Source organism: Actinokineospora sp. PR83 (genome assembly GCF_021056305.1).
Lineage (GTDB): Bacteria > Actinomycetota > Actinomycetes > Mycobacteriales > Pseudonocardiaceae > Actinokineospora > Actinokineospora spheciospongiae.
In genome coordinates this window covers 1-16138 of sequence record NZ_JAJCXD010000036.1, presented here as the reverse complement: position 1 = coordinate 16138, position 16138 = coordinate 1, and the positions used below count along the sequence as shown (strand labels likewise).

Annotated in this window: 15 protein-coding genes and 1 tRNA gene; 10 read left to right on the top strand and 6 right to left on the bottom strand. The window is 73.8% G+C overall.

Annotated features, from left to right (window positions below):
• The first annotated feature begins 1 nt into the window (after position 1).
• Together tsaE and L6E12_RS12590 are read left to right on the top strand one after the other, a co-directional pair.
• Positions 2–484, top strand: coding sequence for a tRNA (adenosine(37)-N6)-threonylcarbamoyltransferase complex ATPase subunit type 1 TsaE (gene tsaE, locus L6E12_RS12595; protein ID WP_236228084.1), 483 nt, complete (start codon positions 2–4; stop codon positions 482–484).
• A 9-nt stretch (positions 485–493) separates the two neighbouring features.
• A complete protein-coding gene (locus L6E12_RS12590) occupies positions 494–1192 on the top strand; it encodes an HAD family hydrolase (protein WP_236228083.1) in 699 nt (232 codons plus the stop codon).
• A gap of 359 nt (positions 1193–1551) precedes the next feature.
• Here L6E12_RS12590 and L6E12_RS12585 read toward each other — a convergent pair whose 3' ends face one another.
• A complete protein-coding gene (locus L6E12_RS12585) occupies positions 1552–2880 on the bottom strand; it encodes a carboxyl transferase domain-containing protein (protein ID WP_236228082.1) in 1329 nt (442 codons plus the stop codon).
• Positions 2873–4294, bottom strand: a complete 1422-nt coding sequence (locus L6E12_RS12580) for an acyl-CoA synthetase (RefSeq protein WP_374201864.1) — start codon at positions 4292–4294, stop codon at positions 2873–2875. The genes L6E12_RS12585 and L6E12_RS12580 overlap by 8 nt, the downstream gene beginning before the upstream one ends.
• Positions 4295–4396: 102 nt before the next feature.
• Between L6E12_RS12580 and tsaB the strand changes: the two genes are divergently transcribed.
• The 4 genes from tsaB (at position 4397) to L6E12_RS12560 (ending at position 6954) form a co-directional block, all read left to right on the top strand.
• Positions 4397–5062 (top strand): tRNA (adenosine(37)-N6)-threonylcarbamoyltransferase complex dimerization subunit type 1 TsaB, encoded by a 666-nt coding sequence (tsaB, locus tag L6E12_RS12575; protein ID WP_236228081.1) that lies wholly within the window; start codon positions 4397–4399, stop codon positions 5060–5062.
• Entirely contained in the window at positions 5059–5544 is a 486-nt protein-coding gene (gene rimI, locus L6E12_RS12570) for a ribosomal protein S18-alanine N-acetyltransferase (RefSeq protein WP_236228080.1), read from the top strand. Before tsaB ends, rimI begins: the two co-directional genes overlap by 4 nt.
• A complete protein-coding gene (gene tsaD / locus L6E12_RS12565; protein ID WP_236228079.1) occupies positions 5541–6584 on the top strand; it encodes a tRNA (adenosine(37)-N6)-threonylcarbamoyltransferase complex transferase subunit TsaD in 1044 nt (347 codons plus the stop codon). Before rimI ends, tsaD begins: the two co-directional genes overlap by 4 nt.
• 298 nt (positions 6585–6882) lie before the next feature.
• Positions 6883–6954 (top strand) — tRNA-Arg (locus L6E12_RS12560).
• 83 nt (positions 6955–7037) lie between these two features.
• Here L6E12_RS12560 and L6E12_RS12555 read toward each other — a convergent pair.
• Both L6E12_RS12555 and L6E12_RS12550 read right to left on the bottom strand, forming a co-directional pair.
• Complete coding sequence (locus L6E12_RS12555) at positions 7038–8951, bottom strand: N-acetylmuramoyl-L-alanine amidase (RefSeq protein ID WP_236228078.1); 1914 nt, start codon at positions 8949–8951, stop codon at positions 7038–7040.
• 105 nt (positions 8952–9056) lie between these two features.
• Positions 9057–10586 (bottom strand): alkaline phosphatase, encoded by a 1530-nt coding sequence (locus L6E12_RS12550; protein ID WP_236228077.1) that lies wholly within the window; start codon positions 10584–10586, stop codon positions 9057–9059.
• 585 nt (positions 10587–11171) lie between these two features.
• Here L6E12_RS12550 and L6E12_RS12545 point away from each other — a divergent pair.
• Complete coding sequence (locus tag L6E12_RS12545) at positions 11172–12071, top strand: patatin family protein (RefSeq protein ID WP_236228076.1); 900 nt, start codon at positions 11172–11174, stop codon at positions 12069–12071.
• On the opposite strand, the gene L6E12_RS12540 is transcribed toward L6E12_RS12545, so the two are convergent.
• Entirely contained in the window at positions 12061–12558 is a 498-nt protein-coding gene (locus L6E12_RS12540; RefSeq protein WP_308074760.1) for a GNAT family N-acetyltransferase, read from the bottom strand. The genes L6E12_RS12545 and L6E12_RS12540 overlap by 11 nt on opposite strands.
• 232 nt (positions 12559–12790) lie before the next feature.
• Between L6E12_RS12540 and groES the strand changes: the two genes are divergently transcribed.
• Together groES and groL are read left to right on the top strand one after the other, a co-directional pair.
• The gene (gene groES, locus L6E12_RS12535) at positions 12791–13084 is read left to right on the top strand and encodes a co-chaperone GroES (protein ID WP_035279986.1); all 294 of its coding nucleotides are present in this window, start codon (positions 12791–12793) and stop codon (positions 13082–13084) included.
• A gap of 78 nt (positions 13085–13162) precedes the next feature.
• Entirely contained in the window at positions 13163–14785 is a 1623-nt protein-coding gene (gene groL, locus L6E12_RS12530) for a chaperonin GroEL (RefSeq protein WP_236228075.1), read from the top strand.
• Between the two features lie 69 nt (positions 14786–14854).
• Here groL and L6E12_RS12525 read toward each other — a convergent pair whose 3' ends face one another.
• The gene (locus tag L6E12_RS12525; RefSeq protein ID WP_035279988.1) at positions 14855–15157 is read right to left on the bottom strand and encodes a WhiB family transcriptional regulator; all 303 of its coding nucleotides are present in this window, start codon (positions 15155–15157) and stop codon (positions 14855–14857) included.
• Positions 15158–15382: 225 nt separating this feature from the next.
• Between L6E12_RS12525 and L6E12_RS12520 the strand changes: the two genes are divergently transcribed.
• Positions 15383–16138, top strand: a 756-nt coding sequence (locus L6E12_RS12520; RefSeq protein WP_236228074.1) for a MerR family transcriptional regulator, incomplete at its 3' end; no start/stop codon positions are given.

Genomic DNA, 16138 nt, shown 5'->3' with positions numbered 1-16138 from the left:
CGTGCCCGAGCAGTTGTCGCTGCGCACCCCGGAAGACACGGAAGCCTTCGGCCACGCCCTGGGCGAGGCCCTGCGCGCCGGTGACCTGGTCCTGCTGGCGGGCCCGCTGGGTGCGGGGAAGACCGTGCTGACGCGGGGAATCGCCGCCGGGCTGGGCGTGCGGGGCCGGGTCAGCAGCCCCACCTTCGTCATCGCCCGCGAGCACCCGGCCGGTCCCCGGGGCATCCCGCTCATCCACGTGGACGCCTACCGCCTCGGCGGCGACCTGGACGAGCTGGACGACCTGGACCTCGACAGCGAACTGGTCGACTCGGCCGTGGTGGTCGAGTGGGGCGAGGGCAGCGCCGACCGCCTCACCCCCGACCACCTCGTCGTCCGCCTCACCCGCCACCCCGACGACACCCGCACGCTCACCCTGGAACCGCACGGCACCTGGGTGGACCGCGTCGATTTCCCTTTCCCCCGACCGAACCCGGTCCCCTAGGCTGCCCCCATGCGCGCAGTGATCTTCGACTGGGGCGGCACCCTCACCCCCTGGGTCACCATGGACCACCTGGCCGCCTGGCGCGCCTACGCCGACGTCGTCCACCCCGACGACCCGGACCGGGCGTCGACCCTCGCCACCACGACCCTCGCCGCCGAGGACGCCCTGTGGCTGCGGGTCCGCGAGGAACACCGCGCCTTCACCCTCGCCGAGGTCCTGGAGAACGCGGGCGGCCCACACGACGACCAGGCCCTCGACGCCTTCCGCCGCTACTGGGACCGGGCCACCCACACCGACCCGCAAGCCGCCCCCATGCTGCAAGCCCTGAAGGACAGGGGCCTGCTCACCGGCGTCCTGTCCTCCACGGCCTGGCCCGCCGACTGGCACGAACACGTCCTGCACCGCGACGGCGTGCGCGACCTGTTCGACGCCCGCGTCTGGAGCAGCGACCTCGCCCACACCAAACCCCACCGGGCCGCGTTCGAGGCGGCGATGCGCGCGGTGGGCGTGGACAACCCCGCCGAGTGCGTCTACGTGGGCGACCGCCCGTACGACGACATCAGCGGCGCCAAGTCGGCGGGGATGAAGGCGGTCCTCATCCCGCACAGCACCATCCCGGCGGTCCAACAGGTCCCGGTGGACGTGGCCCCCGACGCGGTGATCCAGTCCCTGTCGGAACTCCCCGACGTCCTGGACACCTGGCTCTAGGACCTGGCAAACCGCCCAGCACCCAGAACCCCACCCCGCGCAGCCGCCGATCACCCAACGAACCGACGGCCAGGCGGCCAGCCACCCGCAACCCCACCAGGCGCAGCGAAAGCCGACCACCCCACCAACCGCCGGCCCGGCTACGAAATGCCCGGGTGGGTGGATGTGCTTGGGTGGGGGTGCCGATCATGTGCAAGCCTGCTTGGGCTGTGGGGCATCTTTTCGCCCCACTCGGTCACACTGGGCGCATGATCGGCGTAGGGGCCCCGCCCAAGCAGATCCACCCACCCGGGCACGCCCCGAAAACTCCCGGGCTTGTAAACCAATACGGCTGAGCAGATCCACCACCCGAGCACGGCCTAACGAGCGGCGATCCCCCGAACCACCCCAAGCTCAACCAGATCCTGCGGCCGCAACCGCAACTGATCGGACAACGCGGCCACATCCTCCGGCACCCGCTTGAGGATCGCCGCGCTCAACTCCGGTGCGATGACGGAGAAGTAGGCGTCCGGCGCGATCCACGTCCGCTCGGGCGCGGCCAGCGCCAGCGCCCCACCGGACCCGCCCTCACCGATGACCAGCGTGGTCACCGGCACCCGCGCCCCGCCGACGACCCCGAACAACTCCGCGATCGCAGCCCCGACCCCCGCCCGCTCGGCCACCGCGTCGTTCGCGGCACCCGGCGTGTCCACCAGGGTCAGCACCGCCAACCCGAGCCGCTCGGCCAGCCGCACCAGCCGGGACGCGGTCCGGAACCCGGCGGGTGTGGTGGCCGTGCCGGTCTGCGCCGCGAAGGCGACCGCGTGCCGCCCCCGCAGCCCGATCCCGCACAGCATCCCCGCGTCCACCCCGCCCGCGCGGTCCCCGCGGATCTCCCGCCGCAGGTCGAAGTAGTCGTCCAGGTACGCCTCCGCCCGCGGTCGGGACGCGGCCCGCGCCCCGGTCACCGCGGCCCACCCATCAGCGGGCAGTTCCACCGACCCCAGAGCCCGGGGCACCTCGGCCGGGTCAGGTGTCCCGGAAGTCAGCAGCCGCAACCACTCCGCCACCACCTCACCCAGCGACTCCGCCGAGCACACCTCGTCGACGTGGCCCCCGGCGAACTGCCCCTCCGCCGTGTACGCCGGGTCGTCGGTGACGGCGGGTGGCCGGACCCGCCGCCCGGCGAACCCCACCTGTGCCCCCTCGACGGCGAGCACCACGTCCGCCCCGGCCCCCAGCGACGCCCACAACCCGCCCGTCGTCGGGTCGCGCAGCACCGAGACCTGCGCGACCCCGGCCTCCCGCAGCAGCACCGACTGCCGGGCGATCCGCTGCAACTGCCGCAGCGACAGCATCCCCTCCTGCATCCGGCTGCCGCCGGTGGCGATCAGCGACACCAGCGGTGTCCGCGTCTCCCTGGCCCGGCGGAACGCGTACTCGATCCGGTCGCCGGTGGCGGTCCCCACGGACCCGCCCAGGAACCGGAAGTCGAACGCCACCAGCACCGCGGGCACCCCGCCGACCCGCCCCACCCCGCAGACGACCGACTCGCTCTCCCCGGACCGCTGCACCGCCCGCACCCGGGCGTCGTCGTACCCGGCCCACCCCAGCGGCCCGTCCACCGCGGCGGAACCGGCCGGGGCGGTGAACTCGGTGAACTGCGAGGCGACAGCGGCCAGGACCTCCCGGGCCCCGCCGTCAGGCACCGAGCGCTCGCTTGGTGACCTTGCCCATCTCGTTGCGCGGCAACGACTCCAGGTACCGCACCACCCGGGGCCGCTTGTGCGGCGACAGCAGCCGCGCCACGTGGTCGGCCAACTCCGCCAGGGCGGGCGGCGGCCCCGCGGGCACCACCCAGGCCACGATCCGCTCCCCGAGGTCGTCGTCCGGTTCCCCGGTCACCGCGACCTCGGCCACCCCCGGGTGCTCCAGCAGCGCGTTCTCGATCTCCCCGGCGCCGATCTTGTACCCGCCGCTCTTGATCAGGTCCGTGGCCCGCCGCCCGACGATCCGCACGTACCCGTCCGCCTCGCGCACCGCCATGTCCCCGGTCCGGAACCACCCGTCGTGCAGCGCCGCCGCGGTGGCGTCCGGCCGGTTGAGGTAGCCCAGGAACAGGTTCGGCCCGCGGACCTCGATCTCGCCGACGGTCTCCGCCTCGGCGAACGGCACCCCGTCGTCGTCGACCAGGCGCAGCTCCACCCCGTCCACCGGCAGGCCCACGGTCCCCGGGCGCCGGTCGCCGGAGGCCCGCACGCTGGTGTTCATCAGCGTCTCGGTCATCCCGTACCGCTCCACGACCGCCAACCCGGTGGCCCGGGTGATCCGCGCGTGGTCGGAGGCGGGCAGCGCCGCCGACCCGGACACCAGCAGCCGTGCCCGCCCGACCCCGGCCGCCACCGCCGGGTCGGCCTCGCAGTCGGCGGCCAGCCGGTGGTACATCGTCGGCACCCCGAACATCATCGTGGCCGGACCGGCCAGCTCGGCCGCGATCACCGCCGAGTCGAACCGGCCGATGTGCCGGACCCCGCCCCCGCGCCGCAGCGGCCCGAGCACCCCCACCACCAGCCCGTGCACGTGGAACAGCGGCAGCGCGTGCACCAGCACGTCGTCGGCGGTCCACTCCCAGGCGTCGGCCAGCGCGTCGAGGTTGCTCGCGATGGCCCGCCGCGGCATCAGCACGCCCTTCGGCGGCCCGGTCGTCCCCGAGGTGTAGACGATGAACGCGGGCGACTCCGGGTCGGCCTCCTCCGGCAGCGGCCCGGATTCGCGCGCGGCCAGGTCCACGTCCACCCGCGCCAGCCCGGCCAGCCCGCCGGACAGGTCCGCGCCGGGTGCCGCCAGCACCAGCTCCGGGGCGCTGTCGGTGCGGATGTGCGCCAGCTCCCGCTCACCGACCTTGGGGTTCAGCGGCACGACCGTCGCCCCGGCCACCAGGGCGCCGACGACGGCCAGGCAGGTGTGCGGGCTCGGGGTGGCCCACACCGCGACCCGCCGGGCACCGCCGAGCCGGGAGACCACCGCCCTGGCGGCGTCGGCCAGCTCGGAGAAGGTCAGGACCTCGTCGCCGAACCGGACCGCCTCGCGCGTGGTCGGGTCGGACAGGGTGGGCAGCAGCACCGTTCGGACTGTAGTGGGGGCCGGGCTCGCGGGCAGTTGCCACGATCACGTCGACGAGGGCACCACTCGGCCGCTAGGGGCGGCCTCGTACCCTTGACGACCGTGCTGGTCCTCGCTGTCGACACCTCCACCCCCGCGGTCACCGCCGGTGTCCTCGACCTGCCCGCGGACGGGCCGCCGACCCTGCTCGCCGAGCGGGTGACCGTCGACGCCAAGGCGCACGGCGAACTGCTCTCCCCGCACGTGCGCGACGCCCTCGCCGCCGCGGGGAAAGCGCTTGCGGAGGTCGACGCGGTGGTCTGCGGCACCGGGCCGGGACCGTTCACCGGGCTGCGGGCGGGCATGGTCACCGCCGCCGCCCTCGGGCACGCCCTGGACCGCCCGGTGCACCCGGTCTGCTCCCTCGACGCCATCGCCGCCGAGGCGACCGGCGACCCGCTGCTGGTGGTCACCGACGCCCGCCGCCGCGAGGTCTACTGGGCCGCCTACGGCCCGGGCGGCACCCGCACCGCCGGTCCGGACGTCGTCGCCCCCGCCGAGTTGGCGGGGCGCCTGGCCGAGCTGGGCGTGACGCGGGTGGCGGGGGCCCGGGTCTTCGACTTCGGCCTGCCGGTGGTCGGGCCCGAGCACCCCACCCCGGTCGGGCTGGTGACCGCCGCCGCGGCGGTGCTGCGCGCGGGCGCCGAGCCCGGCGACCTGACCCCGCTGTACCTGCGCAGGCCGGACGCGGTCGAGCCCGGGGCGCGCAAGCGGGTGACCAGGCCGTGAGCGAGCCGGGCCCCACCGTCCGGCTGGCCCCGCTGCGCCGGACCGACCTGCGCCGCTGCGCCGAGCTGGAGCAGCAGCTGTTCCCCGGTGAGGACCCGTGGAGCGAGCACGCCTTCGCCACCGAGCTGGACTGGGGGCACCACTACCTCGGCGCCTACGCGGGCGATCAGCTCATCGGGTACGCGGGGCTGTCCCTGGCCGGGCGGCCCGGCGACATGGAGGGCAGCGTCCACACCATCGGCGTCGACCCGGCCCACCAGCGCCGCGGTGTCGGCAGGATGTTGCTGCGCGCCCTGCTCGACCGCGCCGACCGAGAGGCCGCCGAGGTCTTCCTGGAGGTGCGCACGGACAACGCGGGCGCCATCGCCCTGTACGAGGCGCACGGTTTCACCACCGTCGGACTCCGCAAGCGGTACTACCAGCCCTCCGGCGCCGACGCCTTCACCATGGCCAGGCCCGCCCGGCTGAAGGAGAGCACGTGACGATCATCCTCGGCATCGAGAGTTCCTGCGACGAGACCGGCGTCGGCGTCGTCCGGCTCGACGGCGACGGTGGCATGGAGCTGCTGGCCGACGAGGTGGCCTCCAGCGTCGAGCAGCACGCCCGCTTCGGCGGCGTGGTGCCCGAGGTGGCCAGCCGGGCGCACCTGGAGGCGATGGTGCCGACCATGCGCCGCGCCTTCGAGGTCGCCGGGCTGGGGCTGTCCGATGTGGACGCCATCGCGGTCACCAGCGGGCCAGGGCTGGCGGGCGCGCTGCTGGTCGGCGTGTCGGCAGCCAAGGCCTACGCGCTGTCGCTGGGCGTGCCCCTCTACGGCGCCAACCACCTGGCGGGCCACGTCGCCGCCGACACCCTCGAACACGGCCCGCTGCCCTCGCCGTGCCTGGCGCTGCTGGTTTCCGGCGGCCACAGCCAGCTCCTGCGGGTGGACGACCTGGCGACCCGGATCACCGAGATCGGCTCCACCATCGACGACGCCGCGGGCGAGGCCTACGACAAGGTCGCCCGCGTCCTCGGCCTCCCGTACCCCGGCGGCCCGCCGATCGACAAGGCCGCCCAGCGCGGCAACCCCAGGGCCATCGCCTTCCCCCGCGGCCTGACCGGCCCGCGCGACGCGGAGTACGACTTCTCCTTCTCCGGCCTCAAGACCGCCGTCGCCCGCTGGGTGGAGGCCCGCGAGCGCGACGGCGAGGAAGTCCCCATCGATGACGTCGCCGCGTCCTTCCAGGAGGCGGTCGCCGACGTCCTCACCGCCAAGGCCGTCCGCGCGGCCGAGCGGTTCGACATCGGCACCATGGTCGTCTCCGGCGGGGTCGCCGCGAACTCCCGGATCAAGGCCCTGGCCGCCGAGCGCTGCGCCGCGGCCGGGATCACCCTGCGCGTCCCCAAGCCGAGGCTGTGCACCGACAACGGCGCCATGGTCGCCGCCCTCGGCGCCCACCTGGTCGCCGCGGGCGTCAAACCGTCCTCTTTGGACCTCTCGGCCACCCCGGGTCTGCCGGTGGGCACCGTGTCGGTCTGAACGCGGCTAAATCCGTTGCGGGCGGGGCGGTCCGCCCGCCATAGTCGTCCACGACAGCGACCGACCCGGGAGGAGCACGATGCGGTACTGCAACGCCGAGCGATTCGGCCAGCACCCACCGGGCTTCCCCGTGACCGCCTGACGGTCACTCGGAAGCCGCCCCCCGGTTCGCCGGCCAGGGCGGCTTTTTCGTTGTCGGTTCACCCCGCGCACGGGCGGGAAACCTTGTCCGCAACAACATCTCGGTCCGGTGCGGTCGACCGGGGGAGCGTTCCGTGCGCCGCGCTCCCGGTCGATTGTCCCCATGGTCCAACGGAGAGGGCGCCGGTCTACGGAACCGGCGGTCCAGGTTCGATTCCTGGTGGGGACGCAGCCCGCGCCTCGCGAGCGCGGGACCAAACACCGAGCGGCCCCGGGGTTTCCCCGGGGCCGCTCGGGTTTGCGGGAACCGGCCTACGAGAACACGACGTCCGCCGCGCGCACGTACGCGACCCGGTGGCCGAACTGGATCTGCACGTACCGCTCACCCCGGACCACGGTGTGCGTGGCCGGGTCGAACGTGGTGGCCCAGTAGTACTCCGACGGCGTCGTCAGGCCCACCGCGTACCGCTGGCCCGCGGGCAGCGAGTACTGCAACGGGGTCACCGCCTGCGCCGGGATGCCCGCCGGGTACGCCGACGCCTCCGGGTACGCGCGGCCGTACACGGGAACAGCGGCCCGCCCGGGTTTCGCGGACACGGTCGCGGCGCGGCCGGGGATGGCGTCGCGGCTGTGGAACCAGCCCTTCCGGCCCAGGTACCAGATCGCCGTCCAGTCACCGCGGCGGTCGGCGACGGCGTACTGCTGGCCCGCGTCGACCCGGCTGCCGATGTCGGAGACGCCCAGGGTGGCGGGGGAGCCGTCCGGGCGCAGGGCCACGTCGTTGAGCAGCGGGGCGGTGTCGCTGGGGGCGCTGCGCAGGACCACCGAGCTGGAACCGCGCGGCGCGCACGGGGCGCCCGCCTCGGTGCAGCCGGTGAAGGCGGGCTTGTTCGCGGCGAAGTCCGGCTTGATCGTGACGACCCCCGAACCCCGGCCCGCCGGGCGGAACGGGGCGCCGAGCAGGTCGAAGTAGTGCGACCAGTCGAAGTAGGGGCCCGGGTCCCAGTGCATCCCCGCGACCGTGCTCGGAACGGTGCCCGGCACGTTGTCGTGGCCGATGACGTGCTGGCGGTCCAGCGGGATGCGGTACTTCTCCGCCAGGTACCGCACCAGCTTGGCCGAGGTGCGGTACATCGCCTCGGTGTACCAGGTGCCCTGGGCGGCGAAGCCCTCGTGCTCAAGGCCGATGGACTTGGCGTTGACGTACCAGTTGCCCGCGTGCCAGGCGACGTCCTTCGTCGGCACGTGCTGGGCGATGTGCCCGTCGGCGCTGCGCAGGGAGTAGTGCCAGCTCACGTAAGTCGGGTCCTGCACCAGCCGCAGCGTGGTGTCCCAGGTGGCCTCGGTGTCGTGGATGACGATGTAGTCGATCTTCTGGCTGGCCGGGCGGTCGGCGATGTCGTGGTTGCCGTAGTCGCCGTCGAACTCCTCGTACGGCGCCGGGATCGACTCGCAGCCCAGGCTGCGCGGGCACTCGACCCCGGAACCGCCTGCGGCGGTCAGGCCCATCCGGCCCAGCACCGAGCGGTCCGGGGTGACCGGGGTGGCGGCCAGGTGCACCCGCTGCCCGTCGTCGGTGGTGCGGTCCGCGCCGGTGGCCAGCACGGAGAAGACCTCGTCGGCGAAGGCGGACGCGGCGCCCGCCTCGGTCGCGCCGCTGTAGCGGGCCACCGCGCCGTACCAGCGGGCGGGATCACCGGTCGGGCCGCCGAGGTCGCGCTGGTGGGCGGCGAGCAGGGCGGCGCCGCCGCGGATGTTGGCCACCGGGTCCGACCGCAGGGTCGCGGGGTCGACGCCGGTGAGCGAGGCGGCCAGGTCGACGGTGCGCAGCGCGGGCGCGTCGGTGTCGAGGTCGCCGGGCTCGGGGAGCAGCGCCGGGCGGGCCGCGTCGCCGCGGGCGTCCTCGGTGCCGTCGTGGTGGTGCCCGCCCGGGTTGGCGGCGCGCACGTCGGTCAGGTGCATCGGGCCGTAGCCCGCGGCGGTGCTGGGGGTGCCGCCGTTGGCGTCCCAACGGGACTCCAGGTAGGACACGCCGAGCAGCACCGGCTCGGGCACACCGAACTCCGCGGCGGCGGCCCGGAACGCGGCTTGGCGCTGGCTGGTGGGCTGGGGCGGTGCGGCGTGCGCGGTGGGTGTGGGGTGCGTCGAGGGTGCGGCGTAGGCGGTGGGCGCCGCCACCCCCGCCACCGCGATCGCGGCGACGGTCAGGGCCAGAGTGCGGGACACGGGGGCCTCCCGGCAGGCAGGGACGGTCGAATCGCCGTTCACTCTCCTGCCGGGAGGCCGCGCCAGTCAATCGTTCGCGCTCTTACGGCCTACCAGGTGGGGCGTTCACACCCGGTTGAGGGTGGGAACGCGGTCCTCCACCACGAAGCTCGCGGCCGTCTCCACGGGGGCGCCCGCCGTCCGCACGTACGGCAGGGTCCGGAAGTCGGCCCGCAGCTCGCCCGCGCTGAACTTCGTGCGCACATACCCGCGGCGGTTCTTGAAGAACTTGAGGTGCGGGTTCTCCGCGAGCACGGTCGCGCTGGTGCTCTCGTCGCCGTCACCGGTCGAGGTGATGGAGGTGGTGACCAGCTCGGTGGCCACCCCGCGCGAGTCCGGCCGGTCGTAGCTCTCCTTGACCTCACCGGCCCAGTGCCGGTGCACGTCACCGGTCAGCACCACGCCGTTGCGGGTGCCGCCCAGCGCCGAGGCGACCTTGTCGCGGCTGGCCTTGTACCCGTCCCAGGAGTCCATGCTGAAGCCCTGCCGCTCACCGGCGGTGAGGTCGCGCTGGGCGAAGAACACCTGCTGGCCGAGCACGTCCCACCGGGCCCGCGAGGTGCGCAGCCCGTCGAGCAGCCACCTCTCCTGCTCCGCGCCGGTGATGGTGCGGGTCGGCTCCAGCCGCTCCCCGCAGTCGACCTTCGTGCCGTCGCCGCAGGCCTGGTCGTCGCGGTACTGGCGGGTGTCGAGCATGTGGAAGGTCGCCAGCGAACCCCACCGGACCCGGCGGAACAACTGCATCTCCGCTCCGCGCGGCCTGCTGACCCGGCGCAGCGGCATGTTCTCGTAGTAGGCCTGGAACGCGGCGGCCTTGCGCGCCGGGAACGCGGGGTCCGGCGCCTCGGGGATGTCGCTCGCCCAGTTGTTCTCGATCTCGTGGTCGTCGAACACGACCAGCCACGGGGCCACCTGGTGGGCGAACTGGAGGTCGGCGTCGGACTTGTACTGCGCGTGCCGCAGCCGGTAGTCGGCCAGCGTCCGCGTCTCCGGTCCCACCACCACCCGCACGTCGGCGGCCTTGGCGGCGTACTCGTACTGGTAGTCGCCCAGGTGCAGGACCAGGTCCGGCTGGTCCTCGGCCAGGCGGCGGTAGGCGGTGAAGAAGCCCTCGCCGTAGTGCGAGCACGACGCGAAGCACATGGTCAGCCCCTGGCCCAGGGCGCCCGCGGCGGGGGCGGTGCGGGTCCGCCCGGTCGCCGACAGGTGCCCGTCGACGCGGAAGCGGTAGAAGTACTCGGTGCCCGGCCGCAGCCCGGCCAGTTCGACGTGGACGCTGTGCGCGGTCTCCGGGCGGGCGAACTCCACCCCGGCCCGGACCACCCGGGTGAACCGCTCGTCGGTCGACACCTGCCACTGCACCGGCACCACCCGGTTCGGCATCGCCCCGTGGCCGTCCGGGGCCAGCGGGTCGAGGGCCAGCCGGGTCCACAGGACCACGCCGTCGGCGGACGGGTCGCCGGAGGCGATGCCCAGGGTGAACGGGAAGGCCAGCCGGGGCGTCGTGCCGGTGGCGGCCAGGGCGGGCAGCCCGACGGCGGTGAGGCCGACGGCGGCGGCACCACCGAAGAGGACGGAGCGGCGGGTGGGGAACATGGTGGGGGACCTCCGGTACGTGGTGGTTACCGGTTCGCCATGCTCGCCCGTGGTCGGTGACCCGCGCCCCACTTCCGGGTGAGGACTTGGTGAGGGTTGGGCGTCGCCCAGGTCATGCGCGCGTACACGGGCTTCTCGGCATGACCTGCGCCGTGGCCTAGCCGGGGTTGTGGTGGGTGTGCCCGGCTGGGTGGATGCGCTTCGCCTGGACTACGCCGTGTGCTCCGGCTCAAGGCCGGTCGTTTGGTGGGGGTGCCCGGCTGGGTGGATGTGTTTGGCCGGGGCCCCTATGGCGATCATGTGCCCAGTGTGACCGAGTGGGGCTGAAGGGATGCCCCACAGCCCGAGCAGGCTTGCACATGATCGCCACCCCCGGCCAAACACATCCACCCACCCGGACATCTGCGTAGCCGGGCTGGCGGTTGCGAGGGTGGCCGGTTAGCGGCTGCGCCGGTGAGGTTTTGGTGACTGGCAGGTGGTTGCGGGGGTGGCTGGTTGTCGCTGCGCCGGTGGGGTTTGGCGTGGCGGGTGGCCGGTTTGTGGGGTTGGCGGGGTGGCTTCGAGGACAGGCCCTAGGTTCGGTCTGTGCACCCGGTGATCTCGCTCCTGCAATCCCGCCGCGCCTCGGGCACCCGCGCCGACGGCCACCGCCTGGCCCTGGCCGTTGAGGGCGGCGGCAGCCGCGGCGCCTTCTCCGGTGGCATGGTCGTCGCCCTGGCGGAACTGGGCTACGCGGCGTGCTTCGACGCGGTGTTCGGCTCGTCGGCGGGCGCGCTGAACGGTGCCTGGTTCCTCGCCGGGCAGGCCCGGCCCGACGTCATGGCCTGGGACGACCCCGCGGTCATCCGCCGCGTCACCAACCCTTGGCGGGCGCTGCGCCTCGGTCCCGTGGTCGACACCACCCACCTGGTCCAGGTCGTCTACGAGAGCATCCCGATGGACTTCGCCGCGATCCTGGCCAACCCCACCACGTTCCACCCGCTGGCCACCGACACCGCCACTGGGGCGGCGACCGACCTGCACCCGATGATCACCGACCAGCGCACCCTGCAACTGGCCCTGCGCGCCAGCACCGGCCTGCCCCTGCTCTCCGGGCCCCCGGTCCGCCTGGGCGGGCGGACCTTCATCGACGCCGGACTGGCCGAGGCCATCCCGTTCCGCACCCCGCTGGCGCAGGGCTTCACCGACGTCCTGGTCCTGCGCACCCGCCAGACCGGCTGGACCGCGGGCCCGCCGTCGCGCCTGGAGGGCCGCGTCGTCTCCCGCTACCTCGACCGCGTCGCCCCCGGCGCCCTCACGTCCTGGGAGGGCCGGGCGGCCCGCCAGGAAGCCGACGACCGCGACCTCGCCACCGACCCCGCCGTCCTGGAGGTCCGCCCCGCCGCCGGGGTGCCGGAGGTCGGCAGGCTCACCCGCGACACGGCCCTGATGACCACGGCCGTCGCGGCGGGCCGGGAGGCCGTGTTGCGGGTCCTCAGCCCCTGACCATGCACACCCGGGTGGCCGGGTCCAGCCCCGCCTCGGCCTCCCGCCGCACGACCTCGCGCAACCCCCCGGTCGGCTCGACGACCCGGAAACCGATTCGCCGGTAGTAGGGCGCGTTCCACGGCACGTCGGCGAACGTGGTCAGCGTGACCCCGCCCCCGTCGTCCACGTGGTCGATCAGCGCCGCCCCCAGCCCCAACCCCCGGAACACCGGGTCCACGCTCACCTGCGCGACGTGCACCCGCCCGTCGACCCGCTCGGCCACCAGGTAGGCCGCCACCACGCCGTCCACCTCGGACACCCACGCCGCGCCCGCGTCGACGAACACCAGCAGGTCCGCATCGGACGGCGGCGCGTCCTCGGCGATGCCGGGCATCCCGACGTCGCGGAACGCCGCCCCCGCCGCCACCTCGATCTCCCGCAGCCGGGGGAAATCACCCACCCCGGCCCGCCGGATCACCCCCGCGCCCACCGCTTGGTCGCCCACGGAGCCGCTATCGCCGAAAGTCACAGCCCCGTTACGCGGAGCTTTCCTGTCCCATCTCGGTGGACCCCGTTGCAGCGTTAGCAGTCGCGTGGGTAGAGTGCTAGATGCACGGCGCCAGTACCGCCCCGGCACCCGCGACGGCGGGGTGGCAGGAGCCGTTGGTGGAGCCTCGTGAGGGGTTCCGCCGCCATCAACCTGCCAACGCTTTCGACGACCCGTGGAGGTCACAGCGGTGAGCGTGAACATCAAGCCGCTCGAGGACAAGATCGTCGTCCAGGCGAGCGAGGCCGAGGCTACGACTGCCTCCGGCCTGGTCATCCCGGACACTGCCAAGGAGAAGCCCCAGGAGGGCAAGGTCGTGGCGGTGGGCCCGGGCCGGATCGACGACAAGGGCAACCGCGTCCCGGTGGACGTGGCCGTGGGTGACGTCGTCATCTACTCCAAGTACGGCGGCACCGAGGTCAAGTACAACGGCGAGGAGTACCTCATCCTCTCCGCCCGCGACGTGCTGGCTGTCATCAACTAAGACGTACCCACACGCTGAACGCCCCGGCGGCCCCGTTCGGGGGCCCGACCGGGGCGTTTCGCGTACAGGAGAGGGACAATGCCCAAGCAGATCAGTTTCGACGAGGACGCTCGTCGGGCCCTCGAGCGCGGTGTGAACAAGCTCGCCGACGCGGTCAAGGTCACCCTCGGCCCGCGCGGGCGCCACGTCGTGCTCGCCAAGAAGTTCGGTGGCCCGATGGTCACCAACGACGGCGTCACGATCGCCCGCGAGATCGAGCTGGAGGACTCCTTCGAGAACCTCGGCGCCCAGCTCGCCAAGAACGTCGCCACCAAGACCAACGACGTCGCCGGTGACGGCACCACCACCGCGACCGTGCTGGCCCAGGCGCTGGTGCGCATCGGCCTGCGCAACGTGGCGGCCGGGGCGAACCCGACCGCCATCGGCAAGGGCATCCAGGCCGCGTCCGACGCGGTCGTGGAGGCGCTCAAGGCCAAGGCCACCCCGGTCAAGGGCCGCGACAACGTCGCCCAGGTCGGCACCGTCGCCTCCCGGGACGCCTCCATCGGCGCCCTGCTCGGCGAGGCCATCGAGAAGGTCGGCGAGAACGGTGTGATCACCGTGGAGGAGTCCTCCACGCTGGCCACCGAGCTCGTCGTCACCGAGGGCATCCAGTTCGACAAGGGCTACGTCTCCGCCCACTTCGCCACCGACCTGGAGGCGCAGGAGGCCGTGCTGGAGGACGCCTACGTCCTGCTGCACCGGGAGAAGATCTCCGCCCTGGCCGACCTGCTGCCGGTGCTGGAGAAGGTCGCCGAGAGCGGCCGGTCGCTGCTGATCGTCGCCGAGGACGTCGACGGCGAGGCGCTGTCGACCCTGGTGGTCAACGCGCTGCGCAAGACCATCAAGGCCGTCGCGGTGAAGGCGCCGTTCTTCGGCGACCGCCGCAAGGCGTTCCTCGACGACCTGGCGATCGTCACCGGCGGTCAGGTCATCTCCGCCGAGATCGGCCTGAAGCTGTCCGAGGCCACCCTCGACTCGCTGGGCACCGTCCGGCGCGCCGTGGTCACCAAGGACGACACCACCCTGGTCGACGGCGCGGGCGCCAAGGCCGACATCGACGGCCGGGTGGAGCAGATCCGCAAGGAGATCGAGGCCACCGACTCCGACTGGGACCGCGAGAAGCTCCAGGAGCGGCTGGCGAAGCTCTCCGGCGGCATCGCCGTGGTCAAGGTCGGCGCGGCCACCGAGACCGAGCTGGCCGAGCGCAAGCACCGCATCGAGGACGCCGTCGCGGCGACCAAGGCCGCGGTCGAGGAGGGCATCGTCCCCGGCGGCGGTTCCGCGCTGGTGCAGGTGGCCAAGGAGCTCGACGGCGACCTCGGCTTCACCGGCGACGAGGCCACCGGCGTGCGCATCGTCCGCGAGGCGCTGTCCGCGCCGCTGTTCTGGATCGCCGCGAACGGCGGCCAGGAGGGCGCGGTCGTGGTCAACAAGGTGCGCGAGCTGCCCTGGGGCCAGGGCTTCAACGCCGCCAAGCTGACCTACGGCGACCTGCTCGCCGACGGCGTGGTGGACCCGGTGAAGGTCACCCGCTCCGCGGTGGCCAACGCCGCCTCGATCGCCCGCATGGTGCTCACCACCGAGAGCGCGGTCGTGGAGAAGAAGGAAGACGAGCCCGCCGACGCAGGTCACGGGCACGGCCACGGCCACGGGCACTGACCCCGGCCGCACGGACGAAGGGCCCGACCGGCGTGGTGCCGGTCGGGCCCTTTCGCGTTCCCGGGGACCTCAGTGCGAGGCCACCGCGAGCGAGCGCTTGTCGGTCTTGATGATCGCCTCGCGCTCGGATTCCGAGAGCCCGCCCCAGATCCCGTAGGGCTCGTGCACCGCCAGTGCGTGGGACCGGCACAGCGACAGCACCGGGCAGGCCTGGCAGATCGCCTTCGCCTTCGCCTCCCGCCGGGCCCGCGCCGGTCCGCGTTCGCCGTCCGGGTGGAAGAAGAACGCGCTGTCCATGCCCCGGCAGGACCCGTCGAGCTGCCAGTCCCACACATCGGCGTTCGGCCCGGGAAGCCTGCGAGTGTCCGCCATTGCCGCCGCCTCCATAGTCACAGGGAATCTGTGTCTGTCCGCCGTCCCGAGTGGAGCGAATTACTCCATTCGGCTCAACGTGTTACACGCTAGAACCGCGCCAATGCTTGTTCAAGGGTGATCGACTCATCGGTTGCGCGGTTCAGCCGATCGGCATTCGCCGGTTGACGCAGCGTGTTCGTCCGTCCGGTTGCCGGTCGTCCGGAGTCACCCGACGATGGGGGAGTGCCGACCGAAACCGCGCCCGGGAGTCCCGGAGAGTCGGCGTCCGGGGCGGAGCCGACGCTGCCGGTCGCCGCCGTCGCGCGCAGGCTCGGCGTCGCCCCCGCCACGCTGCGCACCTGGGACCGCCGCTACGGCCTGGGCCCGAGCGGGCGCACCACCGGCAGGCACCGCCGCTACGCCCCCGCCGACCTGGCCAGGCTGGAGCTGATGCGCCGGGCGCTGCTCAAGGGCGCCGCCCCTGCCGAGGCCGCCGAGTACGCGCTGCGCGTCTCCGCCGACCCGGCCGCGCTGGTCGACCTGGAGCTGCCCGACCCGGACGCCGTCGCCGCCCGGGTCCGCGGCGGGCCGCCCGGTGGTGGGCCCCGGGTGCGCGAGCTGGTCCGCGCGGTGCTGGCCATGGACGACGCCACCGTGACCGCCGCGCTGGCCGCCGCCCTGGCCGACCGGGGCGTGCTGTGGGTGTGGGACGAGCTGGTGGGGCCGGTGCTGGCCGCGGTCGGGGTGGGCTGGACGCACCCGGCCGACGAGGGCACCGAGGTCGCCCACCTGCTGACCGAGTGCGTGCTGACCGAGGTGGTCCGGGCGGCCCCGCCGGTGCGCGGGCAGGCCCGGGTGCTGCTGTGCGGGGCCCCGGGGGAGCGCTACGGCCTGCCGCTGTACGTGGTGCGCGCCGCGCTGGCCGAGCGCGGGGTCGCGGTGCGGCTGCTCGGCGCCGCGCTGCCCGCCCCGGCGCTGGCCGCCGCCGCGGGCCGGACC